At 53.3% G+C, this 14,659-nt stretch carries 24 protein-coding genes; 22 read left to right on the top strand and 2 right to left on the bottom strand.

All coding sequences use genetic code 11. From position 1 onward, the window contains the following. Positions 1–212 precede the first annotated feature (212 nt). Positions 213–413 (bottom strand): hypothetical protein, encoded by a 201-nt coding sequence (locus tag MKY96_RS33740; RefSeq protein ID WP_340947262.1) that lies wholly within the window; start codon positions 411–413, stop codon positions 213–215. Between the two features lie 188 nt (positions 414–601). Here MKY96_RS33740 and MKY96_RS33745 point away from each other — a divergent pair, with 188 nt between their 5' ends. From MKY96_RS33745 to MKY96_RS33825, 17 genes are all read left to right on the top strand, one after another. Then, the gene (locus MKY96_RS33745) at positions 602–763 is read left to right on the top strand and encodes a hypothetical protein (protein WP_340947263.1); all 162 of its coding nucleotides are present in this window, start codon (positions 602–604) and stop codon (positions 761–763) included. Positions 764–1,015: 252 nt separating this feature from the next. Next, a complete protein-coding gene (locus MKY96_RS33750) occupies positions 1,016–1,219 on the top strand; it encodes a helix-turn-helix domain-containing protein (RefSeq protein ID WP_340947264.1) in 204 nt (67 codons plus the stop codon). Between the two features lie 58 nt (positions 1,220–1,277). Continuing rightward, positions 1,278–1,778, top strand: a complete 501-nt coding sequence (locus MKY96_RS33755) for a hypothetical protein (protein ID WP_340947266.1) — start codon at positions 1,278–1,280, stop codon at positions 1,776–1,778. 82 nt (positions 1,779–1,860) lie between these two features. After that, positions 1,861–2,751 carry a hypothetical protein gene (locus MKY96_RS33760; protein WP_340947268.1) on the top strand — a complete coding sequence of 297 codons (891 nt, stop codon included), beginning with the start codon at positions 1,861–1,863 and terminating at the stop codon, positions 2,749–2,751. 46 nt (positions 2,752–2,797) lie between these two features. Beyond that, complete coding sequence (locus MKY96_RS33765) at positions 2,798–5,149, top strand: DNA polymerase (protein ID WP_340947269.1); 2,352 nt, start codon at positions 2,798–2,800, stop codon at positions 5,147–5,149. A gap of 56 nt (positions 5,150–5,205) precedes the next feature. Next, a complete protein-coding gene (locus MKY96_RS33770) occupies positions 5,206–5,406 on the top strand; it encodes a hypothetical protein (protein WP_340947270.1) in 201 nt (66 codons plus the stop codon). Next, a complete protein-coding gene (locus tag MKY96_RS33775) occupies positions 5,403–5,543 on the top strand; it encodes a hypothetical protein (protein WP_340947271.1) in 141 nt (46 codons plus the stop codon). The genes MKY96_RS33770 and MKY96_RS33775 overlap by 4 nt, the downstream gene beginning before the upstream one ends. Before the next feature lie 9 nt (positions 5,544–5,552). After that, positions 5,553–5,825, top strand: a complete 273-nt coding sequence (locus tag MKY96_RS33780; protein ID WP_340947272.1) for a hypothetical protein — start codon at positions 5,553–5,555, stop codon at positions 5,823–5,825. 901 nt (positions 5,826–6,726) lie between these two features. Continuing rightward, positions 6,727–7,008, top strand: coding sequence for a hypothetical protein (locus tag MKY96_RS33785; RefSeq protein WP_340947274.1), 282 nt, complete (start codon positions 6,727–6,729; stop codon positions 7,006–7,008). Between the two features lie 6 nt (positions 7,009–7,014). Continuing rightward, on the top strand, positions 7,015–7,668 hold the full coding sequence (locus tag MKY96_RS33790) for an ATP-binding protein (RefSeq protein WP_340947276.1): 654 nt from the start codon (positions 7,015–7,017) through the stop codon (positions 7,666–7,668). Positions 7,669–7,673: 5 nt separating this feature from the next. Continuing rightward, positions 7,674–7,814, top strand: a complete 141-nt coding sequence (locus MKY96_RS33795) for a hypothetical protein (protein WP_340947280.1) — start codon at positions 7,674–7,676, stop codon at positions 7,812–7,814. A gap of 37 nt (positions 7,815–7,851) precedes the next feature. Further along, complete coding sequence (locus MKY96_RS33800) at positions 7,852–7,983, top strand: hypothetical protein (protein ID WP_340947282.1); 132 nt, start codon at positions 7,852–7,854, stop codon at positions 7,981–7,983. Between the two features lie 46 nt (positions 7,984–8,029). Beyond that, a complete protein-coding gene (locus tag MKY96_RS33805) occupies positions 8,030–9,100 on the top strand; it encodes a cytoplasmic protein (RefSeq protein ID WP_340947284.1) in 1,071 nt (356 codons plus the stop codon). A gap of 33 nt (positions 9,101–9,133) precedes the next feature. Next, positions 9,134–9,376: a hypothetical protein gene (locus tag MKY96_RS33810; RefSeq protein ID WP_340947285.1), complete on the top strand. Its 243-nt coding sequence runs from the start codon at positions 9,134–9,136 to the stop codon at positions 9,374–9,376. Between the two features lie 7 nt (positions 9,377–9,383). Next, positions 9,384–9,620, top strand: a complete 237-nt coding sequence (locus MKY96_RS33815) for a hypothetical protein (RefSeq protein ID WP_340947286.1) — start codon at positions 9,384–9,386, stop codon at positions 9,618–9,620. A gap of 192 nt (positions 9,621–9,812) precedes the next feature. After that, entirely contained in the window at positions 9,813–10,004 is a 192-nt protein-coding gene (locus tag MKY96_RS33820; RefSeq protein WP_340947287.1) for a hypothetical protein, read from the top strand. Beyond that, on the top strand, positions 10,001–10,150 hold the full coding sequence (locus tag MKY96_RS33825; protein ID WP_340947288.1) for a hypothetical protein: 150 nt from the start codon (positions 10,001–10,003) through the stop codon (positions 10,148–10,150). Before MKY96_RS33820 ends, MKY96_RS33825 begins: the two co-directional genes overlap by 4 nt. 130 nt (positions 10,151–10,280) lie before the next feature. Here MKY96_RS33825 and MKY96_RS33830 read toward each other — a convergent pair whose 3' ends face one another. Beyond that, on the bottom strand, positions 10,281–10,424 hold the full coding sequence (locus tag MKY96_RS33830; RefSeq protein ID WP_340947291.1) for a hypothetical protein: 144 nt from the start codon (positions 10,422–10,424) through the stop codon (positions 10,281–10,283). A gap of 18 nt (positions 10,425–10,442) precedes the next feature. On the opposite strand from MKY96_RS33830, the gene MKY96_RS33835 reads away from it, so the two are divergent. The 5 genes from MKY96_RS33835 to MKY96_RS33855 are packed head-to-tail and all read left to right on the top strand — an operon-like array spanning position 10,443 to position 14,164. Next, positions 10,443–11,447, top strand: a complete 1,005-nt coding sequence (locus MKY96_RS33835) for a hypothetical protein (RefSeq protein WP_340947292.1) — start codon at positions 10,443–10,445, stop codon at positions 11,445–11,447. Continuing rightward, entirely contained in the window at positions 11,444–12,256 is an 813-nt protein-coding gene (locus tag MKY96_RS33840) for a glycoside hydrolase family 73 protein (protein ID WP_340947293.1), read from the top strand. The genes MKY96_RS33835 and MKY96_RS33840 overlap by 4 nt, the downstream gene beginning before the upstream one ends. Continuing rightward, positions 12,256–13,188, top strand: a complete 933-nt coding sequence (locus tag MKY96_RS33845) for a hypothetical protein (RefSeq protein ID WP_340947295.1) — start codon at positions 12,256–12,258, stop codon at positions 13,186–13,188. Before MKY96_RS33840 ends, MKY96_RS33845 begins: the two co-directional genes overlap by 1 nt. Further along, positions 13,189–13,545: a hypothetical protein gene (locus MKY96_RS33850; protein ID WP_340947297.1), complete on the top strand. Its 357-nt coding sequence runs from the start codon at positions 13,189–13,191 to the stop codon at positions 13,543–13,545. It abuts the gene before it with no gap. Further along, positions 13,538–14,164 carry a glycoside hydrolase family 73 protein gene (locus MKY96_RS33855; protein WP_340947299.1) on the top strand — a complete coding sequence of 209 codons (627 nt, stop codon included), beginning with the start codon at positions 13,538–13,540 and terminating at the stop codon, positions 14,162–14,164. Before MKY96_RS33850 ends, MKY96_RS33855 begins: the two co-directional genes overlap by 8 nt. Positions 14,165–14,659: the final 495 nt, after the last annotated feature.

Consider the following 14,659-nt stretch of genomic DNA (forward strand, 5'->3'; position numbering starts at 1 on the left):
ATTTACTGTTCGCATTTTCATTTATGCACTCTTCCTTGTGGGTTTTTACCACCCAACCATATGTATAAAAGTGCAAACTCCAATATACCCCCCATCCCCTCCAAAATTCGTCCTAAACGACCTCTTCTTTCTCCCCCACACTCCGGTCCGATCCACACAAAAAACCCCCCAGGGCTACCCTGGAGGGTTACGGCTTACGATCATTAAGCTCGTTAAGTTGTAAGTTGAAAGGCCCGCGACATTTTCAGAGAAAGGCCTGTAGCATACTCGTATCTTGCTTCCCAGTAAGCGACCTTCTTGTCGTCATTTTGGGCGGCGTAGTATTCGCGGAAATGCTTGGCCTCTTCGGCGTCCAGGACGATCTGTTCAAGCTGGTCCTTCACTCGGTTGATGCGGATATGTTCTGATGCCATGGTTGATTCCCTCCCCGTTTAACAAAATGTTAATTACTACAATAACCACGTATCCGGGCAAAAAGCAAGCCTGAAAAAAAGTGTTGCAATGCCTAAACACATTGGTTATAGTTGGTAACAAGCGGTAACAAACGGTACCGAATCGTTAACGTTTGTTACCGCTAGTATACGGGATTGGAGGTGAATATATGTCTATTGCTATTATGCGCCCTGCTCTACCTGATGAGATTCAGCAGGCCATTCAAAATCTGTGTGATGCTGATTACCCTACCCGCGCTGCGAACGTGGAAGTAGGGTTCTTGGACCTAGTATACCGTGCCTTAATCGTTGAGAGCGTACAAAATGCTTAACGTCACAAAATTGTCACAACTCCAATTGTGAACATTTTCGACATCTTTCTACATTATACACCACAATACACCAAAATACCCGCTTATAATGTGGAGGAATATTTTACCTATACACCAGTTTATCAGATTTAGCGCCACTTTACCATAGTTTAACCAACTTTTGACGGATTTACAGGGACAGAGTAAGATCGAGATAGGAACAAAAATGAGAACGGCTGTTCCTATTTCCGGTCTTATAAGGAGGTTTATCCCATGCCTAAAACAACCGACACGCACCCCCTGCTCGTTACCTACCTGACCGTTGAAGAGATAGCCACAGGATTACGTATGGATGTTGAAACGATCCGGTCCTATATCCGGTCCGGGTCGCTTAAAGCCATACGGATGGGCAGGCAGTACCGTGTATCAAGCATTGACTATCAAGATTTTTTGGACGAGCGTAGCACTGGACATTAGAGCCGTGGGGGACTCCCTTCCCCCTCAACATACAAACATATTCCAAGGAGGCACTACCATGTCAGATAACCAAAATCTCCCAGCAGTAAATGATCAATCCCCCGTTGTAATCAACGATGATTCCGCAGGCGGCTACATCTCCACTACCATCGACAGCTTTACAGGACGTACCGTCCAGTTTTACAGCTCCATCCCTGACGATGGCACGGCTGAAACCAAAATCAAAATCTATAACGCCATGTCGGAAGCGACCGGGAAACTGGTTGACCAGCTCAACCGAACTCTGGTCCTGACTGATCTTGTGGCGTCACCAATACAATTCTTGTCCGAAGAAACTGGCGAGCTGGTCGATGCCGTCCGTATGGTTGTGTTTACGGAAGATGGCGAAACCTACACCGCAGTAGGCAAGGGCATCCTTAGCAGCATACAGAACATCATTGGGCTGTTTGGTCCTGCCCCATGGAAACCCGGCATCCCGGTAACCCCTGTTAAGAAAGCGACCAAGAACGGTTTTGATACCACCATCCTGCGCATGGTCGCCAACCCATCCAAGAAATAGACCCATCACCACATCTGAATGTACAAGCCCCCTCCCCTACTGGTAGGGGGCTTTTTATCCGCGCCAGGGAGTAGGTGACAGGTTGGATGAGAAGAAGCGCCAGGAGCAGCTAGAGAAGAAGCAGCGCAAGGCGGCCAGAGAGCGTGAACGCTATCAGGCGGCCCGGCGGGCAGGGTTTACGGCTGCCGAAGCTAAGAGCATTACGAAGACCCTTGAAGGCAAGCCGGAGCTGGTCCAGGACATTGCTGTCGTCTCTCCGACTGTCGCCAAGGGAATAACCAATCTTACCGAGATTATCGCCAAGCTAGGACAACCGCTGACGCCCGGCAAGCCAATCAAGGCCCCGAAGCCTAAGTTTGTAGCCCCTAAACCACATGTACCCCTTACAGCCAAGCAGCGGGAGCTTAACAAGCAGGCCGGAGCCTTCAAGCGCTTCCTGCGCCGGAATCCTGCCCTATCCCAGCGGCAGGCGCTGGAGGAGTGGCGTAAGCGCGGGCATACAATGAGTACCGAGCGCGGAGCCGATATTTACCGGGGCATCCGTGGTACAGCCAAGGCCCACAACAAGCGGACCCGATATAAGACCTATGGGCTGGACGACAGCCCCGAGGGACAGTATTTTTTGAAATCACGCTATATGTACTTGATGGAATATGAGTGTTTGGTCTCCGGTACCGGGATGGACGAGACCCGGTATATGTGGATTGCCAGTGACGTCAAGCTGACCAAGCTGGAGCGTAAGGAACGGGTGCTGGACGCTTACGACAATGGGGAGCTGGATCAGAACGAATACTATCTTGCGATCTATGTCTATGAGGACAGCATACGCACCGTGTATGTGGTGGACACCCAGAAGCGGTCTGCGAAGTTTAAGGCGTTTGAATCCAAGAGCAAGCAGGCGAACCCGGATTGGTCCATATCCCGGATACTCCGCGAATACCGAGTGCTGAACGGGGGTGGATCGAATGCGTGAGCCGCATACGCTGACGGCTACCAAGCGGTCAGTAGTTCCGAGGAGGATGATCTTTTTTGACTCAGAAGCCTATACGGAAATCGCCATCACAGATCAAGAGATACAAAGAGCAACGCGCGGTGAAAAGGTTGAAAAACCACATGTCCCTTATCTGGCCAGCGCCACCTATTACCACAGACGCAAGGACAAAAACCCCATCCGCAAGCAGCTTGACTACTACGGGGAGGGATTTTTAGAGCGTTTTTGGACGGACGTTGACGCCTATGCCCGGTCCAATGAGCGGACCTGGATATTTGCACATAACGCCAAGTACGACATCCAGGTGACGCAGGGCGTGTACTTGCTGGTGCAGCTAGGCTATCAGGTAACCGGGTTTTCGGATGCCAATCCGTTTATCCTAAAGCTGACCAAGGAGATCACCCACGACAGCAAGGGGAATCTCTATATGCAGCTAGATAAGAAAACGGGCATCAGGGTACCCACCCCGCGCCGGAAAAAGCTGGTGATCCTCTCCAGCACGAACTATTACAGTCAATCACTGGCGTCACTGGGCGAAATCTTTAAGCTGCCGAAGCTGGATTTTCCGCATGGTAAGATCGTGGACATGAGCGACCCCGCCGATCGGGAGCAAGCCTTGGAGTATGTACACCGGGATGTCGATATCCTGGAGACCGCCATGCTCAGTTTTATTGCATTTATCGAACGTGAAGACCTGGGCCCTTTTGGCCTGACCGTGGCCGGACAAGCCTTTACCGCCTTCCGACACCGCTTTGTAGAGGATGAATCGATCTTTATTCACTCGAATCCGCAGGCCCTGGAGGTTGAGCGGCGCGCGTATGCCGGGGGTCGCAATGAATGCTTCCGGCTGGGTAAGATCCCGGAACCGGTTATTGTCCTGGACATTAACAGCATGTACCCCCATGTGATGGCTACGCATCGATATCCCACCCGGCTGCTCACGTTTTGGCGGGAGTCAACGCCGGAGAAGGTCTTGTCTATGATCATGGACGACTACCTCATTTGCTGTGATGTCGTCCTGGATACCGGGGATCAAAATATATTCCATCAGCGGAGCAGCCGTCTGATCTTTCCCGTCAGCACCTTTGAAACCACCCTGACGACACCGGAGCTGATTGTTGCCTTTGAGCGGGGGATGGTCCGTAAGGTCCGTAATGTGTGTGTGTATGAGGGCGACACCATATTCGCATCGTATGTTGATTATTTTTACACGGCCCGCCTGGAAGCCAGCGCGGCTGATGATGAGGTGCACGCCCACCTGTTTAAAATGTTCCTGACCAACCTGTATGGCAAGTTTGGTCAGAAGAATGAGACCTGGGAAAAGACCGATGAAGCCGATCCCACCGTGATCGACATGCAGCACGTGTTTGCCAATGGGCGTCACGAATGGGTGAAGGTTTTTGGGGGCGGCGTGTGGATGCGCAATACCGATGAAGACGATCTGGAAGCCTTTAACTCCTTCCCCGGGATCGCGGCCCATGTCACCGGGTACGCCCGTATGCTGATATGGAAGGTGATCGAGACGGCCGGGAGGGCGAATGTCTATTACACGGACACGGACAGCGTCTTTGTCAATGCTGCCGGGAATGCGCTATTAGAAGCAGCCGGGATGCTGGACAATAAGCGCCTGGGCGCGCTTAAGCGGGAAAAGGCTGGCTTTCTATGGTTGAATGGCTGCAAGGACTACATGGGCGTGTGGGAGCTGGAAAACGGCGACCGGAAGCATGCCAAGTATCGCCATCATGCATGGACCCGCAAGCCCCGCAGCATCCCTCTGACGCGCCCCCAGCGCCGCAGAGTGGGCAGTTCCTGGCGATGGGGTAAGAGACGCACCCGCGCGGCGTACCCGCGCACGGTGACGCCTTGGCAGCTCTACTGGAAGGAAATCAAGATCAAGGGCATACCCAAAAATGCCGTACCCCTGGAGCCTGACGCCGCCGGGCACCTACGGTTTGCGGTGACCCAATGGGGCGGGTTTACGGATCGGTTTCGGAAGCGGGATTTCCAGCATTACGAGAACAAGGTCATTATTAAAACCTTGAAGCGGGAGTACACCAAGGCGTCCATTATAGACGGGGTGATTGTACAACCCTTTAAGATGGACTACGCCGCCGATCAGGAAGCCCAGGCCCGGAAGGTCTTGGAGGATGCCCGCAAGGAGACGGCGGCGACTGTCAATGAGGACCCGATCCGTACGCTGTGCCTGCACTACGGCTATATCAAGGTCCCAGCGGACGGGGAGCGATACGCCGGGGAATATGCTGGCTTGCCCAAGGTCGCCAAGGTCAAGTACTTTAGGCGCAGGGGGGTAGACCTGGACATATGGGCGCATGATAATGGGTTGGACGTTCGTACATTACTAGATCAATTAAGAGGGTGATAGCATTGTTCTTTTTCGGAAGCAAGAAGAGACTAGCAGAACTTGAAAAGAACATCATGAGCAAGCTACAACAGACGGAAGACCATACCCAAGATATACTCCGGCAGCAGGAAGTCATGCACGAGCAGCGGTGGTTGAGCTTACGCCAAACGCAGCGAGATATCACGCGAAGAATCTCCAATATTGATGGCGTGCTGGTAGAGCTGGGACTCGCCGTGGCTCCACCGGAGGATCAGAAGGGGGGGTCATGGACATGACCAATGATGAGTATTTTTTCTACGAGTGGCTGATCCTCCAGAAAGGGATGTCGCTGGAGGATTTTGAACGGCTGTCCGATAAAGAGGTTAATGAGCTTCAGGCCGAATGGAAACGAGAATACGACAAACTCATATAGATCAGGAGAGTGTGCCCTATGGAGGGGAATGCGATGAATCATGAACAACCCGAAGACCTTGTACTAACGATCTACGGCACGACCGAAGCCGCCGAATACCTGCACGAAGTCACCGGGCAGCCCTGGGACGCCCGGAAGGTCGCCAAGTATGTAGACCGTTCGCGCGACCGGGGGTTTCCCCCTGGCGCGTTTCCGGGGCCGGATGTACAGCTCCGCTGCGGATCAATCTGGATCAAGGACACGCTGGACGATTACCTCAGTCACCGTAAGCAACCGGAGTAACGCAAAAAAGCCGCCGGGCATAGGCCCTGGCGGTTTTTTGTGTGTGCTTTAGTTCATTTCAATCCACACCCCATAGGGGGCGACTTGTACCCTCAGACTATCACAATTGGGACAACCTGTAAAACAAAAATAAAATATGCGAATGGGTGATCCCATCCCATTTCCAGTTTTTACACCTGTCTGATATGATCGTCTTACCCCAGGCCGGGACGAGTAAGAGAGCCCCCCCCTTAGCTCTCCAGCATCCGCCTGGGCAAACCACGTAAGGAGGGACAAGCGTATGAAATGGCGCTACAATCACCCATTGTATAAAAAAGACGATGGTGCCGATGGAGGTGACACCCCCGCATGGGCTTCAAAATTATTGGACCGGGTGGACCAGCTACAGGCAAGCTTGTCAAAGGACACGCCGAAAAGCCAGGACCCCAAGGACCCAGCCAACCCCGATCCACTGACAATCCCCCAACCCAAGCCCCCGGCATCGGAGACATCCGAATCATCGGAGGAGCCGACACCCCCACCCAAGCGCCGCCTAAGGGACTTTCTGATTTAATCCCCCAACCTACCGCCCCAGCCGGGGCCAAGAAGAAACCCACGAAGAAACCCACCACCAGCAAGGCCAATGACAACCAGCTCACCAGTGACATGCTATCTAGCTTCCTGGCCGTCATTTTTAACCTCTTGGCTACCCGGATGGGGCCGCACTGGACCCTGTCACAAGCGGAAGCCCAAGCCCTGTCTGACCCCATCACCCGCATTATGTCACGGTATGACCTGACGAAAAAAGCGGGCGCGTATGCCGACTTTATGGCCTTAACGGTCGCGGTTGTGGGTATTGTCGTGCCTAAGCTTATGTTTGAGATGGCCAAACCTAAACCCCCGAAAAAAGGAGCAATCACCCATGTGGACCCCGTTCAGCAAACCCACCGAAACCCCCCAGCAAGCAAGCCAGCCCCAGCAAGCCAGCCCGAAGCAGGAGCGCCTGGTCACCCTGATCATGCAGACCAAGGAGCTGCTGCCGCCAGCAGCCAGTATGTTGATACCAAACAGCACCTTGCAGGGCTTTTGTTCCCGGCTTGACGACGACAAGATTGACGAGATTGTCGCCCACTTTAAGCAGCTTGTGGAGTATGTGGACCAGGGCGGTCCGAACCCCCTTGAATCGGGCCTGTTTGGAGAGTGAGGCCTTGTGCATCCTGGCATAAAGACCTCAGAGCATGTCATCATTCCTGGTACCACAGGCTGTGGTAAGACCCAGCTTGCTGCGGCCTACCTCTCCCAGTTCCCCAAGGTGGTCAAGCTGGACACCAAGGGTGAAGCGCTGACGGAGCTAAAGGCCGGACGGTCCCCCTGGCCGCAGGTCCACCCCAAAGAACTGACGGTCGTCACCAAGCTGCAGGACCTGATGGACAATCACGACACCCCCTATATCATCTACAACCCCGTATTTGATGAGCTGCAAGATGAGTACTACGATGTTTTTTACCAGTGGGCCTATGCCCATAAAAATATCACGGTCTGGACGGATGAAGTGATGCAGGTCCTACCATCCCCGCACAAAATCCTCAAAGGCTACAAGGCTATCCTCACCCGTGGCCGTTATTATGATGTCGCACTCTGGCAGCTCACCCAGCGGCCCTCTGAAATCCCGCAGCAATGTATTGCCCAGGCTACACATGTCTTTTGCTTTGATCTGCCCCTGCCCGGCGACCGTAAAAAGATGTCCGAGGTATGCAGCTCCCCCCAAATGCTAAATCGTCCAGACGGCCATCAGTTTTGGTATTTTCGGTCCGGCTGGCGGTCCTCGATGCTGGGCGTACTCGCGCCGCCTGAAGGGAGGTGATCGCTGTGGACCAAAAGCTATTTGGGATGGGACTCGCCAACATTTTCGCGCTGTTCATCCTGTTTATCATCATGATTGTGGTACTTAAGGTCGCTCTGACCAAGCACCCCGTTAAGGGCATTTCAGAGTTCGTCCAAAATATTTAACCCCCCAAGCGCCGCCTGGAGAGGAGGTGATCCCCGTATGTTTTCCGCACGTTTTTGGATTGGCATCTTTGCCAACGTCCTGATCACAATGATCCTGATCGTCATCATCAAAAAGCTGTCCGCCAAGTGGAATATCCCATTCCTGGCAGCCGTGTCCGCCGAAGTGTAAGACCCGCCCCAAATAAACCCAACCCCCGAAAGGAGCCACTCCTATAATGGCTACTCAACAATTAACCCCTCAGCAAAAAAATGCGTATTTTGCCCAAATGACCCGCCAGCACTGGCAAACCGCCCCCATGTCTACAGGCAGCGGAGCCGCCCTGGGCGACTCTGTACAGTTTGATGTCCCCAAGGTCCGATTAACCAGCCGTATCCGGATGATGATCACGGGCGACCTCAAGGTAACCCATGCCACGGCTACCAGCTTTGTACCGCAGCCGTTCGCGCCTTACAACCTGATCCGGCGCGTGTCGGTCGATCTCAACAACGGGTTTAGCCCGTTTACCGTCACAGGCCAGGAACTGTACATGCACTCCCTGATCCGCGACAATGCCCAGGTGCTCCAGCGGCAGGATTCCGGGCGCGGTAAGGTCGTTATGGGCCGGACGTCATCGGCCAGCGGCGCGACCAATCAACTATCCTTTGTCGTGGATCTCCCGCTCACACTCAACGACCGTGACCCGGTCGGCCTGATCGTCTCGCAAAACCCGGAGACCACGCTCACCGTTAAAGTGGACTTTGTGGACGATGGCAAGGTGATCCTGGACAACCCAACCGGGTACGGCGTGACGCTGACCAATCTCAAAATCGTCCCCCTGGTAGAGTCGTTCTCCATCCCATCCTTATCCGAAGCCTTCCCGGATGTGTCCGTCCTCAAATTGGTGCAGGCTTCCCGTGAAGCGATTCCCGGCGCGGGTCAAATGCACGTATCCCTTCCGCGCGGCTACACCTACCGTAAGATTATCTTTTTGGTCACTGATGCCAATGGCAAGGGCGTAGCGGACGCCGATCTGGCGGGGAATATTGAAATCGTCCTGAACCAAGCGGACATCCCGTATCGTCTCCCGGCCAACCATTTAGCGGCCATCAATCATGAGCAGTTCGGCGTCACGCTGCCCCAGGGCGTCTATGCGTTTGACTTCTCATACCAGGGCATTTCCAACCTTGGCGGCGCACGTGACTACTTCGACACCGAGAAGCTAACCGAGTTTTGGCTCCGGTTTAATGCTCCGGCTGCCGGACAGATCACCGTTGTGTATGAGATGCTGTCCCGCCTGCGGTCGTAGTCGGTAGCCACAACCTAAAAAGGAGGTTTACCCATGAGTGTATCCATGGCAGCGCAGGGCACGGGTCAGATTGCTTACCCGATGTCCTCGCTCTATCCGGGGATGTATACCGGACCCAATCAAACCGAGGACACGGTGCCTGATGTGGAGGAGCAGCAAGTGCTTGCATCCATTGAGGACCCCGCTCCGAAATCAGTCGATAAAAAGCAAAAAGTCGGCATCCTGGCCCTGCTGGGCGCTTTAGTCGCCCTGCTCGTCCTCTTTGGGCGGGGGTGATAGAGCAATGAAAAATATCCGAATTGAGGTGCTAACCATCGTGAGTCATTTGATCATTACACTGGTGATCCTGCTGGGGTATGTCGTGACCCTGCTGACCGGACACAATGACACCACACTGCAAAACATGCTGCTCCTGGTCGGCGGTTTTTGGTTTGGTATGACGGGTAAGACCGCCATCACCAAGCCCAAGGACAAGCCGGACAGCACCCCCACAGACGATGGGGGGCCGGGCCGTGAATAAAGGTATTATCCTGGTGCTGATCATATTGGCGCTGTGGTATTTCATCACCCGCTTTAAAAAGCGTAGTTAGGAGGCGGTATCTATGGTCCAGGGCTTACTCTACATCCTGCTCATCATAGGCTGCATCTGGATTATACTCGGGGAGGTCACAGGCAAAGGCTACATCAGCAACGTGATCACGGGGTTAATCAAATGATGCAGCAGCTCACCAATTTTACTCAGTCATTAGGCTTTATTGTCGCCTTTTTGATCATGGTGCTGCTCTTGGCGCTGACGGTCGGGGAGAAGGCCACCACTATGTTTTTATGGCTGGTCCTTCTCTCTATGGCCCTGCTCAACAGCAGTTCAATAATTCAACTCACAGGGAGGTTTTCCGGCAAATGAAAACAATTTTAACAATCGCCACCGGGATCGGTATCCTGATTGCTGTCTATCTGTTTTTAGGCAATTTCAGCGCGACCGTATCGATCATCAATGCGGTCGGCAAAAACTCCACCGCTGGCATTAAGACACTGCAAGGGCGTGATTAGCATGGGGCGCTTTACAGGCTATCAGCAAATGCTATCGCTCATGGCCTTGCGCACACTTACCGCTGGAGGGGTGTCCATCCCGGACATCCCTCTCGCTATAGGTGTGTCCGAGGACCTTCAACCCATCCCCTTAGCCTACCAGTTCGCGCATACGGTCCCAGCCGTCCAAAAGCCCATCCTCTCCATAGATGATGTGGCGGTTAACGGACAGGGCAACCCGATCCACCCCACAGACTTTGGTCGCTCCGGCTACCTGGGGGATGCGATCGGGCAAATGGAGGGGGTGTAAGCCATGGCTAAAATCGACATGTCCCTACTCTTTAAGGGCAAGCGCAAGTACATCACCATCGGGGCAATCGCCCTGGTCGCGGTCCTGGGAATCTATCAGGCCAAAAGCTCCGGGGGCGGCGGGGGTACGGGTTTACGACCGATTGACCCCGGCCCTGCTCCGGGTAGCTCCGGGGGATCAGGCACACCGGGCGTGACCCTCTCCGACATACAAAGCGCCATATCCGACTATGCGCAGCAGGATCAAGCGTCCACGCAAAAGCAGTTTGAGAGCCTGCAAAAAGGCACAATGAGCGCCATTGAGTCACTGACCAGCGGGTTTAACACGGCGATGGAATCTCAGTCCAGCCAGTTCACCAAGGCGATGGAATCTCAGTCCACCCAGCTCAACAAGGCACTGACCGACCAAGCCGGACAGTACGGGTCCACCATCAAGCAGTTGACCGAGTACACGGACAAGATGTTTGACACCTTTACGGGTCAGCTGACTACGATCCAGGATCACAATACCAAGAATTACGCTTCGCTTAACGACAAATTGGCTTCCTCCCTCGGGGCAATGACGAGCGCGTATGAAACCAAATTCAACCAGCTTAACAACCAATTAGCGCTCAGTAACGACCGCCTAACCCAGTACCAGCAGCAGAGTCAGACGGCGCTTGATCGTGCCGTACAGGATGCCCTGGCATCCCGTTCATCCGGGGGTGGTGGGTCATTCAGCAACAACCCGGTATCCAGCAGCAGCCAATCCATCCAGGGTTATGTCACTGGACCCTCAACGGTTGTCCAAAGTAACGGGTACGTGCAAACCTATTACACAGAGGCCAGCGGTAACACGTATCAGACCACCGACATGGCGACCCAGCGGGCCAACTATGACAAGGTCAATACCAACAATACACCGGAGCAGCAGGCCGCCATCGACTACAACCGTAACCGGATGGATCAGATCGCCGCAGCCGCTAAAGGTAAGGTACTGGTTAATGGGCAGTGGGTAACCAAGCCATGAGTAAGGAGCGCGAGGAGTTTTTTAAAAAATACCTGCCGGATGCCCAGCGTATACAGGCAAGGTATGGTATCCCTGTCAGCGTCACTCTGGCACAGTCAGCGTACGAATCCCGTAACGGGGATAGCGGGCTGACCACCAAGGCCAATAACTATTTCGGGATCAAGGCATTTGCGTCCTGGCTGGGAGACATCTTCACGACCAGCACCAAAGAGGAGCGCCCGGACGGCTCGTCATACGTCACTGTCGCTAATTTTCGCAAGTACGGGTCGGCTGCCGAATCGTTTGACGATTACGGTAAGCTGATCAGCTCATCCAAGACCTACAGTAAAGCCATGGCCGTCAAGTCAGATCCCTTTGCCATGGTGGCCGAAATCGCCAAGGCGGGATACGGTACGGACAATACCTACAAGCAGGACGTTCAGGGCATCATCAAAACGTACAACCTGACCCAGTATGACAAGGCGGGTATTGTCGTGGACACTCAAGCCCTACAGGATGCCCTTAAGCCCATGGGGCTTGGCGGCAACAAAGGACCCGCTACAGTCATTACGGATACGTTCGGGGACCCCAGCGACAAAAGCCCCCAGGACGCCTATGACCGCTTTGGTAACCTTAACCCCCCAGCCACCGAAGCCCAGGAGATATCCAAAGCGATTGGGGATAAGGTCCAGTCGATCGGCACGGGGCTGCTTCGCCAGGGCTCACGGATTGTAATCATCATCGGTGTTGCTGCCGTGCTCATTGTCGCCATCTTCATGATGGTAAAATCTACGGCCGTTAGTACGGTCACAGGAGGGATTGTTAAGTAATGCGTAAATACAATGCGGACCTACTCATGACGGAGCTGGTCGGGAGCCTACAGGTTTCCGTCCCTTCCGGGATGAAATTCGTTTCCATCATCAACCCGACCCCGAACACGATAGAGATTTACCAGGACAGCCGGACCGCTACGGATTCATCCGTACGGTCTATGCTGGCCCAATGTCAGTTTTACACACAGATCACGCTGCCAATCGATGCAAGCCCTAACTTCACATTTATCTATAAGGCGGGTACGGCTGCCGGATCGCTGTTTAAGGCAACCGTCATTTTCGCGGATGAGAACCTTAACATCAATGGTCTGATCGGTAACCCCGGATCGTCCGATAGCGTGGTGATCAGCGCGGACAGTGTAGGGCTGGCCCGCAGCACGCAGCTCCCCCAGGCGCTGTCCGCAAATGGAGCGCTTAAGGTCGATGTGGTCAATAGCGCCGCCCACCCGGTCACCGTGTCCGGGGAGATGGAGGTTAAAAACGATGTCGGTAACCCGCTGGCCGTGATGTTCGCGGCAGCTCAGGCGGTGACAGTGAGTGGAGCGGTCACGGTGGGCAATGAGGTAGAGGTCAAAAATGATACAGGTAATCCGCTTAACGTTAAATTCGCGGCAGCTCAGTCCGTGAAGACTGATGCGGGTAGCCCCCTGGCTGTGCTTATGCAGCCCGCTTCCTTCACCGTGATGCAAGGGGTTACCGGAGTCAACTCCTACAAACAAATGCCCTCCCAAGCCACTACACAAGTCATGGTACAAGCACCAGCTACAAACACCTATCCCGTTAAACTCGGAAACAGTCCTACCACATGCTTCCTGATTCTCGATCCTGGTGCAGTATTCGTCTTCGATGTATCCAACGTCAATCAAATCTATTTCGCCAGTGACGCTAATGGTCAGCTCGTAACCTTTTGCTGTAAAGGAGTGAGCTAAGTGCAATACATTCCACCGAAATCCAAAGCTTCAAAACCGACCCGAATTCTCCAGCAAGAAGGATACTACTGGAACCTGGAAAGCTATCAGTGGAATCGTATTTATTATGTCAATAAGCTAATAGCCGTCATCGTCAGCTATCAATACTATAGCCCCGACACGGAGGATACTCGTAGAGACGTAGCAACCTACGTTTGTACCGATGACATGTCCGATCCACAAATATTTTCCGGGCGATACCTAGAAATGACCTATGACGCTTCGGAAAAATGTGTCGATTTTCGCATAAACTTCGAGACCAATATCCAAGAAGTTTACATTCAAAAGGTTTATAAGGAGGGCATGTATAATGTCTAATCAATCATTCGTTGATACCCTCGGTCCCCTGGCCGTAGCCGACTACAAAAAGACGGGAGTTCGCCCCTCGATCACAATAGCCCAGGCTTGCCTGGAGAGTGGATTCGGTGGCAGCGGCTTGACGGTTAAGGCAAATAACCTATTCGGGATCAAGGGGACAGGTAACGCCGGAAGCATCGTCATGCTGACCACGGAGTACGTTAAGGGCAAGGCCATCAAGGTCAATGCTGCATTCCGCAAGTATAAGAGCTGGGGGGATTCTATTGCGGACCACTCCCGGCTGATCCTGTCGGGGACCAAGGACAACCCCAAGCGGTATCACGGGGTACTAACCGCCAAGACCTACCAAGCCGCAGCGGTCGCCATATGGCAGGGTGGGTACGCCACTGACCCCAAATACCCGGACAAGCTAATCAAGCTCATTCAGGATTTTAACCTGGATAGGTTCGATAGGGAGGGGGAGGAGGTCACCATGGACAAGGCAAGCGCTAACGCAATTATTGTTAAATATTTACAACCAGCTTATGCCGCCGCTAAGACCGCCGGAGAGCGAAAAGTAATCGGTGCTCATGCCGATCTGATTCGGGTAGCCAGCGGGCAAGCGCCGCAAAATCGATAGAGGTTTATAGCATTAATCACTGATAGGATAATCAGGATAGTGCATACTGTTAATAGATGGTAATCGGCGCATAAAAATGCGAACACTCATGCAGCCATCGGACACAATTACATTTTCCTCATTTTGTCAACCCTCGCAAGAACCCCCTCGTAAGTACCGTTTCAAAATGCCACATTCGTGGTAGAGTCATTCATAGTAGTTGCTCGACCTTGGATGCTTTAACCCTTGCCCAGTGATCGCCCCGGAAATGGCGACGCTGGGCCTTTTTTGCGGGTTGGGGGGTATGTCGGAAGGGGTAAGGAGGGGTCAGATCGTTAAGGGGCTTAAAATCGATCCTAGGAGGTTTGGCGGCTGGTAGGTTTATAGGGTTAATTATCATGGACAGGAGGGGGTATCCGGGAGCGAATAGAGGTGTACGGTACAGATTCACAATATAACGTGTTTGTCAAGAAAAATATTTATAAATCTAGCGAATACAGAAATTGGGATTAATAG

Origin of the sequence: Paenibacillus sp. FSL R7-0302, from assembly GCF_038006885.1 — a bacterium.
GTDB lineage: Bacteria > Bacillota > Bacilli > Paenibacillales > Paenibacillaceae > Paenibacillus_AQ.

Excerpts from the sequence above, each read along its gene's own strand:
- MKY96_RS33740 (WP_340947262.1), bottom strand. The coding sequence starts at position 413 with ATGGCATCAGAACATATCCGCATCAACCGAGTGAAGGACCAGCTTGAA.
- MKY96_RS33745 (WP_340947263.1), top strand. The coding sequence starts at position 602 with ATGTCTATTGCTATTATGCGCCCTGCTCTACCTGATGAGATTCAGCAG.
- MKY96_RS33750 (WP_340947264.1), top strand. The coding sequence starts at position 1,016 with ATGCCTAAAACAACCGACACGCACCCCCTGCTCGTTACCTACCTGACC.
- MKY96_RS33755 (WP_340947266.1), top strand. The coding sequence starts at position 1,278 with ATGTCAGATAACCAAAATCTCCCAGCAGTAAATGATCAATCCCCCGTT.
- MKY96_RS33765 (WP_340947269.1), top strand. The coding sequence starts at position 2,798 with ATGATCTTTTTTGACTCAGAAGCCTATACGGAAATCGCCATCACAGAT.
- MKY96_RS33770 (WP_340947270.1), top strand. The coding sequence starts at position 5,206 with ATGAGCAAGCTACAACAGACGGAAGACCATACCCAAGATATACTCCGG.
- MKY96_RS33775 (WP_340947271.1), top strand. The coding sequence starts at position 5,403 with ATGACCAATGATGAGTATTTTTTCTACGAGTGGCTGATCCTCCAGAAA.
- MKY96_RS33785 (WP_340947274.1), top strand. The coding sequence starts at position 6,727 with ATGTGGACCCCGTTCAGCAAACCCACCGAAACCCCCCAGCAAGCAAGC.
- MKY96_RS33800 (WP_340947282.1), top strand. The coding sequence starts at position 7,852 with ATGTTTTCCGCACGTTTTTGGATTGGCATCTTTGCCAACGTCCTGATC.
- MKY96_RS33805 (WP_340947284.1), top strand. The coding sequence starts at position 8,030 with ATGGCTACTCAACAATTAACCCCTCAGCAAAAAAATGCGTATTTTGCC.
- MKY96_RS33810 (WP_340947285.1), top strand. The coding sequence starts at position 9,134 with ATGAGTGTATCCATGGCAGCGCAGGGCACGGGTCAGATTGCTTACCCG.
- MKY96_RS33815 (WP_340947286.1), top strand. The coding sequence starts at position 9,384 with ATGAAAAATATCCGAATTGAGGTGCTAACCATCGTGAGTCATTTGATC.
- MKY96_RS33820 (WP_340947287.1), top strand. The coding sequence starts at position 9,813 with ATGATGCAGCAGCTCACCAATTTTACTCAGTCATTAGGCTTTATTGTC.
- MKY96_RS33825 (WP_340947288.1), top strand. The coding sequence starts at position 10,001 with ATGAAAACAATTTTAACAATCGCCACCGGGATCGGTATCCTGATTGCT.
- MKY96_RS33835 (WP_340947292.1), top strand. The coding sequence starts at position 10,443 with ATGGCTAAAATCGACATGTCCCTACTCTTTAAGGGCAAGCGCAAGTAC.
- MKY96_RS33840 (WP_340947293.1), top strand. The coding sequence starts at position 11,444 with ATGAGTAAGGAGCGCGAGGAGTTTTTTAAAAAATACCTGCCGGATGCC.
- MKY96_RS33845 (WP_340947295.1), top strand. The coding sequence starts at position 12,256 with ATGCGTAAATACAATGCGGACCTACTCATGACGGAGCTGGTCGGGAGC.
- MKY96_RS33855 (WP_340947299.1), top strand. The coding sequence starts at position 13,538 with ATGTCTAATCAATCATTCGTTGATACCCTCGGTCCCCTGGCCGTAGCC.